At 26.1% G+C, this 20,961-nt stretch carries 18 protein-coding genes; 12 read left to right on the forward strand and 6 right to left on the reverse strand.

What is annotated here, in order from left to right:
• Window positions 1-38: 38 nt before the first annotated feature.
• The 4 genes from KGF36_RS13105 to KGF36_RS13120 all read right to left on the reverse strand — a co-directional run bounded on the left by KGF36_RS13105 (window position 39) and on the right by KGF36_RS13120 (window position 3,398).
• Window positions 39-722, reverse strand: coding sequence for an ABC transporter permease (locus tag KGF36_RS13105; RefSeq protein ID WP_227842826.1), 684 nt, complete (start codon window positions 720-722; stop codon window positions 39-41).
• 22 nt (window positions 723-744) lie between these two features.
• The gene (locus tag KGF36_RS13110) at window positions 745-1,662 is read right to left on the reverse strand and encodes an ATP-binding cassette domain-containing protein (RefSeq protein WP_227842827.1); all 918 of its coding nucleotides are present in this window, start codon (window positions 1,660-1,662) and stop codon (window positions 745-747) included.
• A gap of 93 nt (window positions 1,663-1,755) precedes the next feature.
• Complete coding sequence (locus tag KGF36_RS13115; protein ID WP_227842828.1) at window positions 1,756-2,697, reverse strand: sensor histidine kinase; 942 nt, start codon at window positions 2,695-2,697, stop codon at window positions 1,756-1,758.
• Window positions 2,697-3,398: a response regulator transcription factor gene (locus KGF36_RS13120; protein ID WP_227842829.1), complete on the reverse strand. Its 702-nt coding sequence runs from the start codon at window positions 3,396-3,398 to the stop codon at window positions 2,697-2,699. The genes KGF36_RS13115 and KGF36_RS13120 overlap by 1 nt, the downstream gene beginning before the upstream one ends.
• Before the next feature lie 300 nt (window positions 3,399-3,698).
• Between KGF36_RS13120 and pepI the strand changes: the two genes are divergently transcribed.
• From pepI to KGF36_RS13150, 6 genes are all read left to right on the forward strand, one after another.
• Entirely contained in the window at window positions 3,699-4,580 is an 882-nt protein-coding gene (gene pepI / locus KGF36_RS13125; RefSeq protein WP_227830051.1) for a proline iminopeptidase, read from the forward strand.
• Window positions 4,581-4,979: 399 nt separating this feature from the next.
• A complete protein-coding gene (locus KGF36_RS13130) occupies window positions 4,980-5,783 on the forward strand; it encodes a hypothetical protein (RefSeq protein WP_227830050.1) in 804 nt (267 codons plus the stop codon).
• A gap of 12 nt (window positions 5,784-5,795) precedes the next feature.
• The gene (locus tag KGF36_RS13135) at window positions 5,796-6,926 is read left to right on the forward strand and encodes an AAA family ATPase (protein WP_227830049.1); all 1,131 of its coding nucleotides are present in this window, start codon (window positions 5,796-5,798) and stop codon (window positions 6,924-6,926) included.
• 3 nt (window positions 6,927-6,929) lie between these two features.
• The gene (locus KGF36_RS13140; protein WP_227830048.1) at window positions 6,930-8,339 is read left to right on the forward strand and encodes a VWA-like domain-containing protein; all 1,410 of its coding nucleotides are present in this window, start codon (window positions 6,930-6,932) and stop codon (window positions 8,337-8,339) included.
• Between the two features lie 232 nt (window positions 8,340-8,571).
• Window positions 8,572-9,069 (forward strand): CarD family transcriptional regulator, encoded by a 498-nt coding sequence (locus KGF36_RS13145; RefSeq protein ID WP_227830047.1) that lies wholly within the window; start codon window positions 8,572-8,574, stop codon window positions 9,067-9,069.
• A 2,242-nt stretch (window positions 9,070-11,311) separates the two neighbouring features.
• Window positions 11,312-12,667 (forward strand): peptide MFS transporter, encoded by a 1,356-nt coding sequence (locus tag KGF36_RS13150; protein WP_227829633.1) that lies wholly within the window; start codon window positions 11,312-11,314, stop codon window positions 12,665-12,667.
• Between the two features lie 203 nt (window positions 12,668-12,870).
• On the opposite strand, the gene KGF36_RS13155 is transcribed toward KGF36_RS13150, so the two are convergent.
• A complete protein-coding gene (locus KGF36_RS13155) occupies window positions 12,871-13,752 on the reverse strand; it encodes a PhzF family phenazine biosynthesis protein (RefSeq protein WP_227829632.1) in 882 nt (293 codons plus the stop codon).
• The gene (locus KGF36_RS13160) at window positions 13,745-14,491 is read right to left on the reverse strand and encodes a helix-turn-helix domain-containing protein (RefSeq protein ID WP_227829631.1); all 747 of its coding nucleotides are present in this window, start codon (window positions 14,489-14,491) and stop codon (window positions 13,745-13,747) included. Before KGF36_RS13160 ends, KGF36_RS13155 begins: the two co-directional genes overlap by 8 nt.
• A 442-nt stretch (window positions 14,492-14,933) precedes the next feature.
• Between KGF36_RS13160 and trxA the strand changes: the two genes are divergently transcribed.
• The 6 genes from trxA (at window position 14,934) to KGF36_RS13185 (ending at window position 20,171) form a co-directional block, all read left to right on the forward strand.
• Window positions 14,934-15,251 (forward strand): thioredoxin, encoded by a 318-nt coding sequence (gene trxA, locus KGF36_RS13165; RefSeq protein WP_227829630.1) that lies wholly within the window; start codon window positions 14,934-14,936, stop codon window positions 15,249-15,251.
• A 171-nt stretch (window positions 15,252-15,422) separates the two neighbouring features.
• Window positions 15,423-15,548 (forward strand): hypothetical protein, encoded by a 126-nt coding sequence (locus tag KGF36_RS20240; RefSeq protein WP_255287840.1) that lies wholly within the window; start codon window positions 15,423-15,425, stop codon window positions 15,546-15,548.
• 774 nt (window positions 15,549-16,322) lie between these two features.
• On the forward strand, window positions 16,323-16,994 hold the full coding sequence (locus KGF36_RS13170; RefSeq protein ID WP_227829629.1) for a response regulator transcription factor: 672 nt from the start codon (window positions 16,323-16,325) through the stop codon (window positions 16,992-16,994).
• Window positions 16,982-18,043, forward strand: coding sequence for a sensor histidine kinase (locus KGF36_RS13175; RefSeq protein ID WP_227829628.1), 1,062 nt, complete (start codon window positions 16,982-16,984; stop codon window positions 18,041-18,043). Before KGF36_RS13170 ends, KGF36_RS13175 begins: the two co-directional genes overlap by 13 nt.
• 60 nt (window positions 18,044-18,103) lie before the next feature.
• On the forward strand, window positions 18,104-19,474 hold the full coding sequence (locus KGF36_RS13180; protein ID WP_227829627.1) for an FtsX-like permease family protein: 1,371 nt from the start codon (window positions 18,104-18,106) through the stop codon (window positions 19,472-19,474).
• A 16-nt stretch (window positions 19,475-19,490) separates the two neighbouring features.
• Window positions 19,491-20,171 carry an ABC transporter ATP-binding protein gene (locus KGF36_RS13185; RefSeq protein WP_227829626.1) on the forward strand — a complete coding sequence of 227 codons (681 nt, stop codon included), beginning with the start codon at window positions 19,491-19,493 and terminating at the stop codon, window positions 20,169-20,171.
• The last annotated feature ends 790 nt before the right edge of the window (window positions 20,172-20,961 follow it).

Below are 20,961 nucleotides of genomic sequence, written 5' to 3' on the forward strand. Positions count from 1 at the left end.
ATAAAAATATAATGTAAATTGAGATATTATTGATATATCTACATCAAATCTTTAGTTTCTGCATTATGGATAGAAAGAAAAGCGAAAACTAAAGATATAACTGTTAAAATAACAGGAAAGAGCATATTATTTGCCAGTGTAAAATCTCCTACACTTGCTTGGGTTAAAAATATTAACAAAAAGGATGTAATAATTGTTGCTTTTGATGATTTGCTAATAATACCAATAAATAGTGCTATAAAGCTCATACTGACAAGTACAATCGACTTTAAAATAAGTTGTACATAGAATAACGAACTTCCCATATTAAAATCTATTAAGAATGAAGAAGTCATAAATTGAGAACCTAATAAAATACAACCATAAATCAAAAGTCTTGTTAATATTAGTGCCACAAAATTAAAAATCCAGACAGCTAATATTTGGGAAAGCAGAATTTTTTTACGTTTAATTGGATAAGAGAACATTAGGTTCATTGTTTTGTTTTTGTAAGCACTGACAATAAAAGAAGATAGCATAACACTTGTAAAAATTAAGAATGCCATACTTGTAAAAAGTTCAATTGGTGCAGATATAATATCATTTCCTGGAGCTGCATCAAGAATCCCAGACTCAGGGTCATTTGCAATTCCTAAAAATGCTAGTGCAAAAACAAATAGGCAAAGAATAATTGCTAAGATAAATACATTTTTAATGTATTTTTCTATATGATTTTTTTCCATTCTAATTTTATTAACTTTAACATTATTTATTAGCCCCCTCTGTTATTTTCAGGAAGTAATCTTCCAAAGTCTCCATTTTTGTATGTAGAACACTTATATCTACACCACCAAGCGTTAACTCTCTTGATACATCTTGTGTTGTAATATTCTTATCATAGATTCGTATATTGTTTTCATCTATAATCTTGAAATTAATTATATTCAATTTATCTGCTAGTAGATAAGAAGCACGCTTAATATCATTTACACTTAATTCTATATATGTAGTGTTCATTTCTGAAATATCTTTCATAGAAATTTCTTTAAGCATTTTACCTTGATTAATAACACCGATTGTATCTGCAATACTCTCAATTTCAGAAAGTATATGTGTAGATATCATAATGGTAATATCATATTCTGTACATAGCATTTTAAGCGAATCTCGAATTTGCTTTATGCCAGCAGGGTCAAGACCATTAGTTGGTTCATCCAAAATCAGCAACTCTGGTTTGTTTAGAACCGCACGAGCAATTCCTAGACGTTGTTTCATACCTAAAGAATAACTCTTAACAGGTTTGTTAGATGCATCAGATAAATTTAACATTTTTAATGCATTGTCTATACTTTTAGGGCTGTAGTATCCCATATACTCACAATGTAATTTAAGGTTTTCAAAGCCACTCATATGATCATAAAATGTAGGAAATTCAATGATACTCCCCATACGTTTTAAAACTTCATAAGATGAAGAAGTAAGTCTTTCACCAAAAATCTCAATTGTTCCATCTGTGGGCTTCCAAAGATTAGTAATCATTTTCATTATTGTGGTTTTACCTGCTCCATTTGGACCAAGAAATCCATATATTTCTCCCTTTTTAATATTAATGTTGACATTACTGACAATGACCCTTTCTTCAATAGCTTTAGTAAGATGATTTGTTTGTAAAATATATGACATTTAAGTGTCCCCCTTTCTTAGATAATTTTTATTATAGATAAATAGATTTTCAAAACTCTTAAGTAAATCTTACGAATTTCTTTCGTAGATATTTTAATATGATAGTTTTCTTAATTTGACAGTAAATGTAGTATGGATGTTTGGCTCACTATCCAGAATTATATCACCTCCAAGTTGAATGGCTAGATTTTTTGCAATTGTTAAACCAAGACCATTTCCCTGAATATCTCTGTTTCTGGAATCTTCCATTGTAAAAAGACGTTCAAAAACTGTTTTAGCAAATGCCTTTTCAATACCTTTTCCTTTGTCTGTAACATCAATATAGACATATTTTTTATCTGAATGGATAAAAATACCTAAATATTTTCCGTCTGAACCATACTTAATAGCATTAGAAATAAGATTGAATAGGATACGTTGTAGTGAATCTTTATTTCCTTGAACAAAAATAATTTCTTCTGGAATTTCTATAGCCACTTGAAAATTTTTTTGTGTAAGTAAATCATAAAAATCTAAAATATTTTCACGGCAACATTCATTGATATTTACTTTCAATAACTCGATATCTGTGTCACCAGCCTCTAGCTTTGCTAATGTAAAGAACTGATTAATCAAGTCCATTACTTTCTGTGCTTTCTGTTCTACTTTTGTAAGCATTTTATTTTCCTCGTGGGTATTTAGTTGTATGATTTCCAAATATCCTAATATGACAGTCATAGGTGTTTTAATGTCATGGGATATATTAGAAAGCATTTTTTTTGAAGAAATTTCAGAACGTCGGAAGTCTACACGGATTTTTTGACAATCCTCCAAAAGGCGGTTAATTTGTGATACTAAATCTATAAGAACTTTATTATCTGTAAAAATCATTACTTTTTTTTCGTTATTTGTATCTAAGATATCTATCAGACTATTGCTTATTTCCCTCAGCTTTTTTTGTATTCCTTTTCGAAAAATGAACTGTTGGTATAAAACGATAATGACTAAAATTACTACACAAATAGAAAGAAAAAAAATAATCGTTGAACTACTCATTATGCTCCTCCTAATTTATATCCAATTCCCCACACTGTAATGATGTATTTTGGAGAACGTGGATTATCTTCAATTTTGTTTCTTAGTCTGCTGATATGAACATTGACAGCATTTTCGTCACCAAAATATACATCATTCCAGATTAGTGAATAAATCTGCTCTTTGGTATAAACCCTCTTTGGATTTTGTAAAAGTAATTTTAAAATATCAAATTCTTTGGCAGTAAGTTCAACTTTATTTTTATTTTTATGAACAGTGTAATTATCCAAATTCATAACTAGGTCTCTGCATATAAGGACACTGTTATCAATAACAGGCGTGAAGTTTGACATAGCAGAATATTGTTGCGTTCTTCGAACATTGGCTTTTATACGGGCTAAGACTTCTGCAACTGAAAACGGTTTGGTAATATAATCATCAGCACCTAAACCTAAACCTAATGTTTTATCAGAATCAGAATCTTTAGCTGATATAATGATGATTGGAACAATATTTCGCTGTCTTATGTATTGCATAACTTCCATACCACTAATTTTAGGAATCATTAAATCCAATAAAATAATATCAAATTGTTTTTCATCAAACTTAACACACGCATCTTCTCCATTATATGCAATAGTGATTTCAAAACCCTCAGAAAGTAAAAAGGTTCTTAACATTTCGCTGATTTCTAAATCATCCTCAACTAATAAGATTTTCATTTTATACTCCTTATTATGTAATTATTTTTTGTTATTTCATATCATAATAGCAAATAAAAATAGTTGTAGCAAATGAAAATAGTCAAAAATGTATATAATATTATTAACAAAAAATAAAATTATATAGTTAATATGATTTTATAATTGCTTTGGTATGGTGATTTTTAACTTTTATGTTATACTATTTATAAAAGTAGGTATAAATATAAAAATACATAATTAAATATGTATGAGAAGTTTTAAATAGCCTTATTAATGAACTTAATTATTGTTCATAATGACAAATTGGAGGAGATAAACATGAAAATCACTGAAGGATACATGCCTTTTGAAGGTTTTAAGACCTATTATCGTATAGTAGGAGAAGCTACAGAAGGAAAGAAACCATTAGTACTACTTCACGGAGGTCCAGGTTCTACACATAACTACTTTGAAGTATTAGACAAGATAGCTGAAAGTGGCAGACAAGTTATAATGTATGACCAAATTGGTTGTGGTAATTCATTTGTAGAAGGGCATCCGGAGCTATTTAATGCGGACACATGGATAAAAGAGCTTATCGAACTAAGAAAACATCTAGGGCTTGATGAAATTCATCTATTAGGTCAGTCTTGGGGAGGTATGCAGGCTATTTGGTATGCTCTTGAGTATAAACCAAAGGGTATTAAGTCATATATTCTTTCATCTACTCTTTCTTCTGCAAAACTTTGGGAAAAAGAACAAAAAAGAAGAATATCATATATGAGTGAAGCTGACCAAAAGGCGTTACTTGATGCAGTAAATACTGGAGATTACTCTAGTAAAGAATATAATGATGCATTGGAAAAGTTTATGGAGATGTATTGTGCAGGGGAAGTAACTGAAGATTCTCCTGAATGTTTAAGAAGACCTAAAAAGTCTGGTTCTGAAGCATATATTGTAGGATGGGGATACAATGAATTTTCTCCTACAGGTACTCTTTCTGGATATGAGTTTACAGATAGATTACATGAAATAAAGGAACCTTGTTTAGTAACTAGTGGAGCGATAGATTTGTGCTCACCATATATTGCAAAGACTATGTATGATAGAATTCCTAATAGTAAATGGGAACTATTTGAATATTCAAGACATATGCCATTTGTTGAAGAAAATGATAAATATATAGAGGTTCTAACTGAATGGTTAAACGAAAATGATTAAGCTTATATAAATTTATAAAAAGGGATTAAACTGATTGTTTAATCTCTTTTTTTTATTATTTTATTATAAAGGGTATTATTTTTTATATGTGATAAATTTTGAATAGAATAATCTGGGCAATCATAAAAAGGTTGCAAATATTTAGAGATAGATAAAAGTCATAAAACTTTAATAAATCATGTAAATTATTAAAAAACTACTATAATTAACATCTAATAACAGAGTTTAAAAATACTTAGTTTTCTAAGGTTTTAGAAATTTTTTTTAAAATTGGTATAATTATTCTGTTTAAACTTGCTTAAAAAGTATATTTATTATAATAAGAAACAATTATATAGATAGGAATAGATTATTATATTAATATACAAATAAAAATAACTATAGAAGGAAAGGCATATTATGGAAAAGTCAAAAGTTATTGAAATGATAAAAAATAATCCTAATATTATAGCAACTATAAATAATCCAACTGATGAGATGAAACTACTAGCTATCAAAGAAAACGGACTTGTACTAGAATATATAAATAATCCAACCAGAGAGATGCAAGAATTAGCAATTAATAACAATATTAGAGCAATTAAATTTATAAATGACCCAACAGAAGATATGATGATAAAAGCAGTAAATGATGGATGGAGTATATTAGACTATATAAAAAATCCAACTGATAAAGTGATTAAATTAGCTATAAATCAAGCAGGGTGGGCTATTAAATATTCTAAAAATCCAAGTGAAGAGTTACAATTATTAGCAGTAAGAAAAAATTATGATTCAATAAAGTTTATAAAACAACCTTATGAAAGTGTACAGGAAGAGGCAGTAAAAATAAGTTATGATGCATTAAGATATATAGATTCTCCTAGTTATAATACAGAACTTATAGCTATTAAGAATAATGAGGCAGCTATTAACTTTATAACTAATTTAGATAAGAATAAAATATTAGAATTTTTAAAAGTAAATATTTTAGTGATTAAGTATATTGTAAAAAAAATATCTAAGGATGAGCTAGAAGAAGTATTAAAACAAGTACTATCAAAAGAAGATGTTGAAGAAAAGTATATTAGAGATTTTTTAAATTGTAATATTATAGATAGAAACAGTGACTATATAGCAATAGACAAGATGATGTTTATTTATAAATATGGAAGTAAAACAGCAAAAAAAATAGCTGTAGATGAAAAATTGAAAATTATGTAGGAGAGAGAAAAAATGAATTTTATAGATACATTAAAAAGCGTTGACTTAATATTATCCACTGGAGAAGTACCTCTAATAGTTGGTGAAAGTGGAATAGGAAAAACAGCTCTAGCAAAAAAACTTGCTAAAGAAAATAATTGGAGTTTGATTGTAATTGATGGAAATCTACTTAAAGAAGGTGAAATAGGAGGTCTTCCAACTATAGAATCTTATGTAGGAGTTAATTCTAATGGATATAAGACAGAAAAGAAAACGACAGTATATGCTGTTCATAATAAACTAAGAGAAATTGATGAAGAAATATCTAAAGGAAAAACAGTTATTTTATTTATAGATGAGATAAATCGTTGTGAGCATACTGTACAACAAGAACTTATGAATCTAATTTTAAATAGAGAGATTAATGGATATAAGTTACATGATGATGTAAAGATTTTAGCAGCAATGAATCCATCAAGTAAATATGGTTCAGACTTCGATTATCAAGTTGTAGATATGGATTCAGCTCAAGAAAATAGATTTGTTTGGTTAAATATGGAGAGTGACCATACACAATGGTTGAAATGGGCAATAGATGAAGGCATTGAAAAAAAGATTATAGAGTTTATTTCAACTTTCCCAGAATATCTGCATAAAACAAATGAAGATGACATAAGAGCAACTCCGAGAAGTTATGAAAGAGTTTCTAAAATTTATAAAGTTTATAAGGATAAAAAGAAATCAATTCCTAGAGCAGTATTTTTAAATGTTATAAAGGGGAATGTAGGTAAGGTTATAGCAGAAGAGTTTATAAGTTTTATTGAATCAGATTCCAGCCCATTGATATCTTATGAAGATGTTTTTTTAGGTGATACTATTGATGAACATCTTGTAGAAAGAGTAAAAAATGAAAGCCATACAAGACTTTATCTATCAGCAATAAATATTCTAAAAAATTTAGAATTAAATATGAGAAATGACGAGTATAAATCAAAATATTATATTGATAGGTTTATTGAGTTCTTAAAAATATATCCGATAGATTTAATGATAGGAATTATGAAGGATATTAGAAATAGCTATATTGAAGTGTATAAAAAAGCTATAGAAAATGAAGAGTTTGTAAAATCTTACTTTGAGTCATATCGTTTAATAAGGGGATAGTATATGGAAAATTATTTTGATAAGCAAGCAAAAGAACTCTATATTAAAGCTAGTGAAATTATAAATACTCATTCTATGCTAAAGGCAAATCGTGCTAATGAGAAATTTGAGGTGGATATACCAAAAGATTTTAAAGATGAATTTTTTAGTCTAGTAGATAAAGTTAATTTAAGCCTTATGGAAGAAAAAGATAATTTTTATGGATATTTTTTGTTTCAGATGTCAAGAGAGATACGATTCGATATAAGTAGTCCTACAGGTGTGAATTTTAAAGGAGCTAAATACGTCATATACTTTAATCCAATAATTTTTTTAACTCTCAATATAGAACAAATGGAAAGTACAATAAAGCATGAAATTTATCATATAGTATCTGTGCATTTAGTGAGAGCAAAAGAATTAAAAGGAAAGTATAGTACATTAGCCATTAATATGGCAATGGATATAGTAGTAAACAAATATTTGAATAATTTACCGCCATATGCTACTACTTTAGAATGGGTAAATCTGAAATATTCTCTAAAACTAGAGCCGTATGAGCCTTTTGAGTATTATGTAGAAAAGATTCAAACTGAATTAGATTTGTTAGAAGAAGATGAAGATGGTGAAGAAGATGATAGTGACAAGTATGGAAATATAGAAACTGATTATAGTCCAGAAAAAACTCATGATATATGGGAAGAATCCGATGATATAGATGAAAGAACTCTTAGAGAATTTACAGAAAAATTTATTGATAGTTCTCAAAAAGGTAAGATTCCAGCACACTTGGAAAATATGATAGCAGCCATTAAAAATAGTAAAGGCGAATTACCATGGAATTTATATCTTAGTAGATTAATGGGAACAGTTGAAAGCAACAAAAAGAAGACTATAACAAGGAGAAATAGAAGACAGCCTAACCGATTAGATTTAAGAGGAGAACTTAGAAGTCATAAAGCAGAAATAGCAGTTGCTATTGATATAAGTGGAAGTATTAGTGATGAAGAATTTAAACAAGCAATTAAAGAAGTTCTTAATATAGTTAAAAATTATAATCATGAAATTACTATTATAGAGTGTGACAGTGAAATTAGACGTGTATATAAAGCAAAAACTATAAAAGATATAAAAGATAGAGTTAAAATAGGTGGAGGCACAAAATTTACTCCAGTCTTCGAATATGCTAATAATAAAAAGATTAACTTATTAGTTTACTTTACTGATGGTAAGGGTGAAAATAAGCTACAAGTAATACCTAGAGGTTATAAAGTTTTATGGGTTATTTCTGGAAATGGAGATAAACTTTCACTGAGAGAGCATTATGGAGCAGTTAAAAAACTTAGTAAAGTTGAAACAAAAGATGATGCATTAGAGATAAATGATGTTAGAAATGATGGATACTCAATGAATAGCCAAGCACCAATTTTATAAATATTATACTGGATATGATTGTTATGATTTGTTCGATTGTTATGGTTTATTCACTATCAAAATTAATAAAAAATACATAGATTAATAGTCAATGTATTTTTTATTATTTAAACAATAAAAGTTTTACTTAGCTTAAAATCTTAAAATATGGTACAATTAGTATATAGTAGATAGTTTTGATGATGTAAATTCAGTTGTCAAAACTATTTTTTGTTAAGGATGGTGAGGTTTTGTGTTTAAGATTGATGATTATATAATGTACGGAATGACAGGTGTTTGTAAAGTTTTGGACATAACAAACGAAAAAATTACAAATGGTGTACAAAAAGAATATTATGTATTAAGTCCCCTTTATTCTAATAATACAATAATAAAAATACCTGTTGATAATAAGAAAGTTCCAATGAGAAAGATACTTTCTGAAGTTACTGTGGCTTCGCTAATAAGTGATATACCAAATATGGATACATCCTGGATAGATAATGAAAAAATGAGAAGTGAGCAATTTAAAGTGATGCTTAGAAGTGGTAAGTGTGAAGAGTTACTTAAATTAATAAGAAGTATATACTGTAATAAAGAACATATAAAATCTCTTGGTAAAAAATCACATCAAGCAGATGATAATATGATGAAAGAAGCAGAAAGATTATTAAATGAAGAGTTTGCAACTGTTTTGAATATTTCTCCTGATGAAGTTACCTCATATATATCAAGTCATATACCGCAATAAAGTATTTTTTATATTATCTCCTACTTAAAAAGTATAGCATAGTTAAAAATATAAAAAAAATAAAATAATATTTAAATATAATTTTACAATAAGTGCTTATGAATATTTTATTGCTATTTTTAATTATTTCAGAATATTATTTATTCACATTGCTTTTATTAAAAACTGAATATATAATAATATTATAGGAATCGTTAAAATGATGTTTATAATATACAATTCTTAAAAAATTAAATTATTATTGAATATACTTTTTAATCAAGGGGATGATTGAATGGTAAGTTTAATAAGCATGCTGGAAATCTGAAGTAAAATTAATAATATTATAAGAGTATTATCGTTTAAAGTATATGACAATATAAAATATATTTTAGTGTTGATTAATAAGGTGGCTACTATATTAAATAGAAGTCACCTTATTTAATTTTACCTATATCGTAAAAATTTATATTTTACTAAAGTAAAATAGCTTCATTTAAGTTACATATAGTTTTAATCTCTCTGTAAAAAATATTATTTTTAGTTTCATATAAACGCACTTTGAACTTAATATTTATCCAGCTTATTATTTTTATATTATTGCTAGAATTAAGTATATTACTAAGATATTTTTAAATATTAACATTAAATTATTTGGAATTATACCAATATAAACATAAGTTACATTTTATTATAAATAATACAATTTAGATATTTAAGGATTAATTATTTTTCATACATGAAAATATAGATTAGATAAATACTTTTAGTTTAGAAGAGTACATTATAAATATAATCGACAAAATAAGACTAAATATACCTTTATAATTTAAATTGATATATTTGTTGTATATTTATAGTGTAACTTGAAAAATTATAGACATACAAAATTTAGATTATTTCTAAAAGAGTAATATATAATAATTACTATAGTTTGTTTTTAATCAAACTTTTCTATATTAATTAAGTAAATGTTGAGTTAACAGATAAAAAATAATTGATTTTGAAGAATTTAAATTTATTAAGTTAATTAAAAATATAACAATCATTTAAAAATTAAAAATAGTTAGTTAAAATTGATTAGAATATTCTTTTTTTTAATTTTATTATTGATAATGTTTCTTAAATAACAAATGCTCTTTGACGTCGTATAGTCTAAGTAATATAAGTTGCATATCAAAAACCTATCTAATAAATAATATGAATCCATAAAATAATAAAATTTCATCTCTAAAAAACTATTTTGACGCTTAGTTTAACTTATATTTCCAGACGGAAAATTTATATAATATACTTGACAAGTATAATTTGATTTATTCTAATTATTTACTGTCGATTATTCGATTTTTTTCTTATTTTTTTGTTGCATATAAGTATGTGTTTATGGTACGATTTACATGGTGAAATAAATAAAGGGAGGTGAAAAATAAATATTCGTGAAAAAGTTTTCAAGTTGAGGTATTTTATGGTTAATAAATTATAAATAGTATCACCTCAATTAATAATATCAAAGCGAATATCTAGGTAATCACTTTAAAACAACAGTTTTTATATTTAGATTCACAGAATGCATGTGTATATTTAATAAGAAATAAATTTAATCTGTGAATAGATAGTAGTTTATTTATTTAAGTTGACAAGTAATTGAATGAAGTATTTAGAAATTTAAAAAACAAGTAAAGACAGTATTTAATTTGAATAAATACATGTTGCTTTATTCAAAACTCCTTTAAAAAGGCAATAGTAATATGATTACGCAATTTGCCACAAAAGGAGGAATTTAGTTTGTAAAATACTATCAAGTAAAAAAATAAGAATTGCATATAGTGAAGATTTTTTCATTTAATTAGGAGTAGTTAAATTAGAAAAAATTGCTAGAGTGATGAATTTAGAAGTTAGATATAAAATTATCCATTATGTTATGGCAATATTGTATTTAAGCTAAATAATAATTAATGAACTAATAATTTATAGTTTGGTTTTTTGTGGTGTTAATTTATAAAGATAACAGGTTATAAATATACCTGACAATAATGAATTTATATAATTTAAATTTATAGATATAGTATTTAAATTTATTGACAATAAAGATATTAATCTTTATGCCATGAAAACATCTAGATTCTACAAATAAAAACGCAATTATCTTAATAATTATTACGAATTGTTTTACAAAACAATATCACCATATCTTTCATTAAAAGAAAGAGTCTGGATAAAACGTAGAAAATATAAAAATACAATTAAGAAAGGATTTAAACTTATGAGCACAACAGTAAATAAAAAGGGTAAATTCCCTATAGGATTTTATATCTGTGCAACAACTTTCTCGTTTGAAAGAGCAGCATATTATTCTGCAAAGTTTTTAATTTATATATTCCTTACAACAGCTATTGTTAAAGGTGGTCTTGGAATAGATAAAGGACAAGCAGCTATAATGCAAGCTAACCTTGTTGCATTCACATATTTCGCACCAATAATTGGAGGATATATATCAGATAGATGGATAGGAGCTAGATATACTATACCTATAGGTATGCTTATCATGGGGGTAGGATACTATCTTGGTTCTATTGCAACTACAGTTTCTATGGTAAATGCAATGATAATTCTAGTTTCAATTGGTACTGCATTCTTTAAAGGAAATGTATCAGCAGTAAATGGACAACTTTTTGATAATCAAGAAGAACTTGATACAGCATTCTCTGTACAATATTCTTTTGTTAATATAGGTTCTTTCATCGGAACAACAGCAGTTGGTATACTTTATCTTAAGACATTTGCTAAAAATGGAATACTTGGTTTCTCTCAATGTTTCTTCATAGCAGCTGTTCTTTGTGTAATCGGTGCAATCTGGTTCACATATGGATGGAGATTCCTTGGAAATGCAGGGAAAAGACCTTTTAAAGAAGGTGTAGTAGCTGAGAAAGTTAAAGAAAAAGATAATACTCCTCTTACAAGTATGGATAAGAAGAGAATTTGGGCTATTATACTTATTTCATTCTTCTCTGTAGTTTTCTGGTTATTCTGGTACCTAACTTATCTTGCAGTTTATGATTATGGTGCAGCATTTGTAAACATGACTATTGGAGGGTTTGAAGTTCCTCTTGCTTGGTTCGACTCATTAAATGCACTTGTATGTATTGTACTAGGTCCAGTTCTTGGAGCATTATGGTTTAAGCTTGCTAGTAGACCACAAGGTGATATAAGTTTATTTAAAAAGACAGGTCTTGGATTAATATTCTTAGGGCTTGCATTCTTAATGCTTGTTGGAGCAGAGCTTACAAGAGGTGTTGGAGCTCCTGAAACTGCTAAAGCTAGTATAATATGGATAGTTATGTTTGGTATACTTCTAAGTTTTGGGGAAATGTTATTCTCACCACTTGGTAACTCTTTTGTAAGTAAGTATGCTCCTAAAAAACTTCTAGGTGTTCTTATGGGGGTTTGGACATTTGCTACTTTCATAGCTGGTCAAGGATATGGATATATATATGCATTTACTCTTAAGTTTGAGATGATTAAAGTATATACTATAATTCCAGTGATACTATTTGTTGCAGCTATATTATTATTCTTATTTGACAAGACATTAAATAAACTTGTTGAGGATGATAAATAATCAGTAAATAACTATACTATGTATATTAATCTATGATAGTTATATTGTATTAGATTGATATATAGCTAATTGATAATAATCATATAAAGTGTTACTTTTTAACATGATGTATAGTGAAATAAATTTGTTAAACAAAATATATAAATAAAAATACTAGTCAATTAAGACTAGTATTTTTATTTATTGTTAAATTAGATAAAGTATTAATACACAATTTCTCCACTTAAAATAGTATAGGCACTTCCTCCAATTTTTACAGAAGAGATATCATTGTTTTCTTTAGCTATATTTACATATACCTTTCCAGGTCTATTTATAAAGTTTCCTTCTTCACCAATAAAGTCAGTTTTATCTAAAATACTGTGTTGTACTATATAAGATGATACACAAGCATTTCCAGTTCCACATACAGGGTCTTCTGTTACTCCTACATATGGAGCTATAGATCTTAAATGATAGTCACATTTTTTATCTAGAGTTTCTACACAAAATGGAGTTATTCCAATTAAATTATTATCAGCACTAAATTCTTTTATTTTATTTAAGTCTGGAGAAATATTTTCTAAATCATCTAGAGACTTTAATCCAAAGACAAGCCACCAAATTCCTGTATTTACTTTCATAATTGGATATTCAAGAAGTCTATCTTCTTTTACACCTATCATTTGTGCCAGTTCTTTTCTACAGCTATTTAGATTTTCGAATTTAGGAGGATTTTGTTCCATCATAAATATGTTTTCATTATCTATTTTTTTAAGTTCTACAGATAGTACACCAGCTTTTGTCTCTTGATAAAAGATGTTCTTGTTAGCATCAAGTTTTTCCTCTTCTAAAAGAGCATGGAATGTTCCTATTGTAGCATGACCACATAAGTCAACTTCTAAGCCAGGTGTGAAAAATTGAACCTTGAAATCTGCCACATCTGATTCTGAGACAAATGCAGTCTCTGATAAATTCATTTCCTTTGCTATATTCTGTTTGATTTCGTCAGAAATATTGGATGCATCTGTGACTACACCAGCAGGATTTCCTCCAAAAGGTATAGTTGTAAATGCATCAACTTGTTTGATTTTAACTTTATTCATCTTTAAGACCCCCTTTTATTTTTTGTGAAATATAAATTTCATGTTGTATGTATTGATTTCCAATATATAAAATATTAGAATTTTTTGTCCAAATTGAAATAGCTTCATCACCTTCAGATAAATTTCCTGTTAATATTTCAGAATCATCTACAATTAAAAGAATACCTTTATAAAGTTTTTTATTTTTAAGTGTAGCTTCATTACCTCCATGGATATGAACGTTGCTTAGACCCTCTATATTTTTATCTTCCAAAAGTAGTATTTCAACATTAATATTTTTTTTAGAAGCAGTTAAAAGCTCATCTTTTAGGTTGAGAATTTCTTCATGTGAACAAGAAATTATAATTTCTTGTTTGGCATTATTTATCATTTCGATTGCTTTTTTTAATATATTTTTAGAGCCTTTTATGTTTAAAACATATTCTATACTTTTTCCTTTATTTAATATCTGTAAGTTGTTTTCTAGTTTGTCCATAGAATTATTGAATTCTTCTTTTTTACTTTTTAGTAATTCATTAGGGTTTATAGGTACATATTTTATAGGGTCAGTTTCAATATTGATAATTATATTATTGTTAAGTAATTTTGTTATATTTTCATAGACTTTTGATTGTGGTACACCTGATAATTTACTTATTTCATATCCAGTTAGAGGGTTTTCCTTTAGTAATGATATGTAGATTTGTGATTCATATTTGGTAAATCCTATGTTTTGTAGTTCGTTAACTATAGCATCCATATATAAACTCCTTTAATAAAAATATGATAACTACCTTAGTAGGTACTAATATTATTTTATAATGTATATATATAATTGTCAATCATATGAAGTAAAAAATTAAGTTACAAATTAGAAAAGTTTTATAGTGTATTTTTGAAATGAAGTTCAAATTTAGTTAACAGCTAAATAAAATTTACAGATTTTTATAATTACTACATAAGTGACTGCTGAACTTACAATCTAGTGCGGAAAACCCACTCCTTTAGGGTGTAGGATAGATAGCATAAATAGTGTATAAAAAGTATTGACATAAATAAATTTAATTAATGTTTGACTATAATGATAATCTTAAGAATGTTAAAAATGAATGATTACAAAAAAGTGACTAATTGAACTAGTACATAAGTCGTAGTATATTAATATCAAGAAAACAATAAAAATAATAAAGGAGATATATATTATGGCAAAAATAATAAATAACAATGAATTTATAAATGAAGTGGAAAACAAAGAAGGGTTAGTAGTCGTAGATTTCTTTGCTACATGGTGTGGACCTTGCAAAATGTTGTCACCAGTATACGAGGCTTTAGGAAATGATATGACTGAAAAAGCAAATTTCTTAAAAGTAGATATAGACCAAAGTATGGAATTAGCTCAAAAGTTTGAAGTGTCTACAGTACCAACTGTAATAATATTTAAAGATGGTAAACCTATAGATAGATTAATAGGGTTTATACCTAAAGATAATTTAAAAAATAAAATTGAATCATATATGTAATTAATTTAAATCATATATATAAATAAAAAAACTCATTATAAAATGAGTTTTTTTATTTATAAGATTTATTTATGTAGTTACAAATAAGTGCCTAATTGTCAGTGATGTTGGCTATTGATATATTATTTATATAAAAGAAAAAAGAAAGGTTATTAGAAAATAGGTGAGATTATGAGATATGACATTGTAATAATAGGAAGTGGACCAGCAGGGCAAGGTCAAACTGCTGTATCTAGTGCAATTTCACATTTAGATAAACAGAAAATAAAGAAATCTGTACTTGTTGATACTTATTAAATAAAAGTAAATAGTAGTGCTAGTAGTTATAACCATAAGTTTATAATTATAATATAGTTAATAAATTTTCACAGATATTTGAAATTATTATAAGTATTTATTGTTGTTTTATACAATATTGAAAGAGGCATTTAAAGTTAATAAAATAAAAATTACAGGTATTATTTATTTAATACACTCCCAACACTAAAAGAAGTTATTTCAAAATAAAGATTTGACTACAGAAAAAAGTGGATTCTATCAGATGAGTTCACTTTTTTTGCAAAGTATTAAATAATCTATATGTAAATAAAAAAGGGTATCTCATTTATAATTTAAGAATATTGTAAGACCTCCCTTTTTTAAGTGTGCAATAAAATTGTCTTTTTAGCTATTACTTATCTATTACTAAAAAGGAATAAAAAATTTTTATTTAAAAGCCAAATTTTTAATAGCATATAAATGATTCTCTTTCGTATTTTAAAATTTGACAAACTCAAGTTTTAGTTAAGAGCTTGTTTAATATAGGTTATGTTCTTATAAAGAATTTTGTTAATTAATTCTTATTAATCTATATTTTGGATTTATTAAATATGATGGACAAGTTAATAATTATATTGGTAGAGATATTAAATAGAATAGTAATTAAGCATAAATTTGACAAGTGTGAGTATTTGAATAATAATAGGGTTAGATTTTATATAAGAATTAAATAATTATAAAGTATAATTAACATTCAATAAACATTCATTATATATAATGAATAAGTTGATATTTTATTTAGGAGATGATTATATGAGAGTATTAATAATCGAAGATAATAAAGAGCTTTCTTATAATATGAAGATAGGGTTGGAAAATGAAGGATTAGTAGTAGATATAGCAAATTGTGGATTAGATGGAGAAGAAAAAGCATTTATAAATGACTATGATGCTATATTATTAGATTTAAACTTACCAGATAAAGATGGAATAGAGATATTAGAATTTTTTAGAAGTAATAATCTAAATACACCTATAATAATTGTAACAGCAAGAGATGAAGTAAATGAATTGGCAAAAGGGCTTGATTTAGGAGCTGATGATTATATAGTAAAACCCTTTCAAATTATAGAATTGAGAGCTAGGATACAAGCAGTTATAAGAAGATTTTATGGTAGGACAAATCCAAATATAGAGGCAGGTCCTGTCAAAATAAATCCATCATCTAGAAAAGTGTACGTGTATGATAAAGAAGTAAGTCTAGGAACTAAAGAGTTTGATATAGCAGAATATATTGCAAGTAGATATCCAGATATCGTATCAAGTATAGATATATCAGAACATGTTTATGATGAATACTTTGACCCATTATCATCTGTATTAAGGGTACATATAGCTAGATTAAAAAAGAAATTAAGAGAAGTTGCAGGAAAAGAGATAATAATAACTACTAGAGGGATAGGATATTCTATATGCAAGGATTAAAAGATAAAAAAACTATAGTTTTAATTTTATATTCTGTTATAGTCTTTATAATTTTTACAGTAGGTTTGAAATATATTATAAATATATCTAATACAAGTAAAGAATTAATGGCTAGTGATTCAAATGCATATTATGGAATAAATATAGATAATACTTATAACACTATGGAAGATAATACTTTAGATGAAAGATTAATTTCTGATTATAATCTTGCCCTTAATGGTAATTTTAATATAATTATAATGTTGTTTTTTGCTTTTATAGTAACCTCTAACTTTATCCTTTTAGCAATATTGAATAGATTAGAGTTTAAAGAAAGAATGGGGATATTAAATAATATAAATAATATAGAAGATGAAGACGAAGTATTGAGTATAGACCCCATTATGTCTAAAGTATATAAAGATTTAAAAGATAAGTTTGATTCTCATATTGAAGATTATAAAAGATTAAATTCATATTTATCTCATGAACAAAAAAATGCCATAGCAATACTTAGAACAAGTTTAGAGTTAAGTGGAAATGAAGAACTGTTAAATACTCTTAATAATGTTTCAAATACTGTAGAAGATGTACTTGCAATAAGTGATACAAAAAATAATGAAGATATGTATGAAGTTGATATAGCTTTAATATGTGCGCAAGTATGTGACCACTATTCTAAAATATATGATAATTTAAGTTTTGATTTTGATGAAGATGAAAATATGAGTATCTATGGGAAAGAAAAGTGGATTTATAGAGGTGTATCTAACCTTTTGGACAATGCAATAAAATATGGTGAAGGTAAAGATATCTGCGTAAATGTGAAAAATCAAAAAGGTAGCGTTATTGTATCAGTAAAAGATAATGGTATTGGAATGAATAAATATAGTATGAAAAAAATATTTTATGACAGATATAGAATAAATGAATTAAATAAAGATGGATATGGTATAGGTCTTAGTTTAGTAAAACATGTATGTAATTTATGTAACGGATTTGTATGGGTAGAAAGTGAAGAAGGTAAAGGTTCAACTTTTTATCTAGTATTTAAAGAATATAAGTAACAAATTAAGATAGATATAATAATTCTAAGACATTATTGAATTGGTAAGAGGAGATGTGAAGTGTATATTTTAAATAATGCAATCAAAAACTTACTTAGAAATAAATTGCGTAGTTCATTTAGTGTAGTTGTTATGTTATTGATGGTCTTAGCAATATTGATTTCCTCAATAATAAATTCGAACGTTAATGTGATAAAGGAAAATTATGAGAAAAAATTTGAATCAGAAGTTCAAATTAAGCTTGATAGTAAAAAACTTGTTCAGGATAATTCAGGAAAGTCTATGATAAAATATAGTAACTTGAGTGTAAATGATTATTTAAATTTTGCAAAGTCAAAATATGTAAAAAAAGTATCTTTTATTGGAAATATCACAGCACACTTTGATGATAACAAATATAATTCTAATGATGACAGGCAAATCGTAGATGATGATATGAGGGCTAAAAATTATGGGATTATAGGATATACAGAAAAGAATGAAAGTTTTAAACACTATAACCTGGAGAAGGTAAAAGGAAGAGTATTTCAAAAAGATAATGAATGTATGGTAAGTAAAGAATTTATTGATATTAATAAGTTAAAAATTGGAGATACGATATCTCTATTAAGTGATTATAGTATTAATACTAAACTAAATTTAAAAATAGTAGGAATATATAAGAAAAAAGACACTAAGAATGATAAAGAGATAGAAATGGTTCAAGATGAAAGTATCTATAATAGTATATTAACTACGTACAATACTCTAGTAGAATTTGAAAAGAAGATTGAATCGGAAAATCCAATAATTTATACAAATGCTAGGTTTTTATTGAGAGACTCTAATAGTAGAAAAGATTTTGAGAAAGAGATAAGAGATAAAGGTCTAAGTGACATTTATAAAGTTACTATAGATGAGTTTGCGTACAGTAAATTAATAGCACCAATGCAACGTTTGTCTAATATAGCTTTTACAGTTACGCTTGGAATATTAATATTAGGTTCGATATTATTGATGATAAATTCTATAATAGCAATAAAAAAAATAAAGTATTACATTGGTGTGTTAATATTAATTGGAATGCCTAAATTTAAGATAGTTCAGAGTTTCATATGTGAAAGTATTATTATAACTTTAGTGTGCCTTATACTTGGAGGAGGAATTGTAAGTATATCAGCTTCAAAAATATCAAATTATGTTTTTGAATATCAAAATCAATATAATGTAATACATAATGCTGATTTACTGAACAGTAGAGAATATAAAAATATAGATATAAATAGTGATGATATCAAACAAGAAATAAAAAGTTTAAGAGATAAATTAATTCCAAATTTGATATTTAAGATAATTATTGTAGCGATAATATTGATATTATTAACTGGCATAGTAGCCGTATATAGTACAATTATATATAAACCAATACAGATAATTTATGATAGAAATTAGGTGATGTAAATTGGTAATGCTAGAACTGATAGATGTTAATTATAAATATGAGGGAAGTAATAAATATGTATTAAAAGATGTAAGTGCCAAATTTGAAGCTGGAAAAATGTATGTTATTATAGGAAAGCCTCGGGCAGGAAAGAGTACTTTGTTATCTATAATATCAGGTCTTGATGATTATACTGATGGAAGTATTATTTACAAGGGCAAGGATTTAAGAGATATAAATAAGGATATGTATAGAAATAAGGATATAGGAGCTATATTTAAAGATTATAACTTATTAAATAATGAAACTATTTTGGATAATATGTTTTTACCAATGAGAATTAGTGAAAATAAGAAAAAGAATAAAAAGGAAATAGTATATAAAATTCTACAAAAGGTAGGAATTGATAAAGAAAAAGTAATGGATAGAGTAGAAAACTTATCTTATTATGATAAACAAAAAGTGTGTATTGCTAGGTCATTATCTAATAATTCTGACTTAATAGTATGTGATGATATTATAGAAAGCACAGATGATAAAAGTGAAGAAAGTCTAATAAATGTGTTTTACAATTTGGCACATAAAGATAATAAATGTGTGATAATAGCAACAAGTTCAGAGGAAGTTGCTTTATTTGCTGATGAGATATGGGGAATAAATAATGGAAACTTGATGTTTATAAAAAGTAAAGATAACAATATAGATTAACATAAATAAAGCATTATCATAATTTTGTGATAATGCTTTTTATCTTTAAAAGAACATATAAATATTCAAACAAATCTTGCCAATCGTCAGGTGAAAACTGACGAATGATTAATCGTTCTGTCTCCATTTAAATCCCCCTATTTTATAAGTAATAACCCATAGTAAATTTTTTAAAGACCTAATAAAAAAAGCTAACATGAGTTTCTTTAATTCTAGTATTTTAGTATGTATCTGTCAAATATAAAGATACTGTTATAGAAGTTGTTTTAGATTGAAATTATATGAAAAACACCTAAATAACACGAAAATGAGCTACAGTTGGGGGGAACTGTAGCTCATTCTATTTTGGGGGAGATAGGTTGAACTTATTGGTTATCCGTATCATATTTTTAGTATAGTCACTTATTTTAGATTATATACATTTTTTTATAAATTTTACATAAAATGTTAAATGTTATAATTGATTAGGTATTATTAGAGGTGATAAAGTTTTAATTATAGAAAATTAATGAAAAAATGTATTATAAATAATTGGAAAATATTATATAAGGTATTAAAATATTAATGTATTTACAGCAATTTAGGAAAAAATATGAAATCTATTCGTAAATATGAAATAAAAATATAATTTAAAAAATATTTGAGGAAAATTTCATATAAAGAATCTTTTATATTAATCTGATTTTTGGGTATACCTATTTTAAAAAAACTTATAATGCAATATAATCTGAATTTAAACAAATACTTAATGAATGCACATTAAGATACTTGAAAATACTGGAAGATATAT

It is taken from the genome of Clostridioides sp. ZZV14-6009 (assembly GCF_020658095.1).
Classification (GTDB): Bacteria; Bacillota; Clostridia; order Peptostreptococcales; family Peptostreptococcaceae; genus Clostridioides.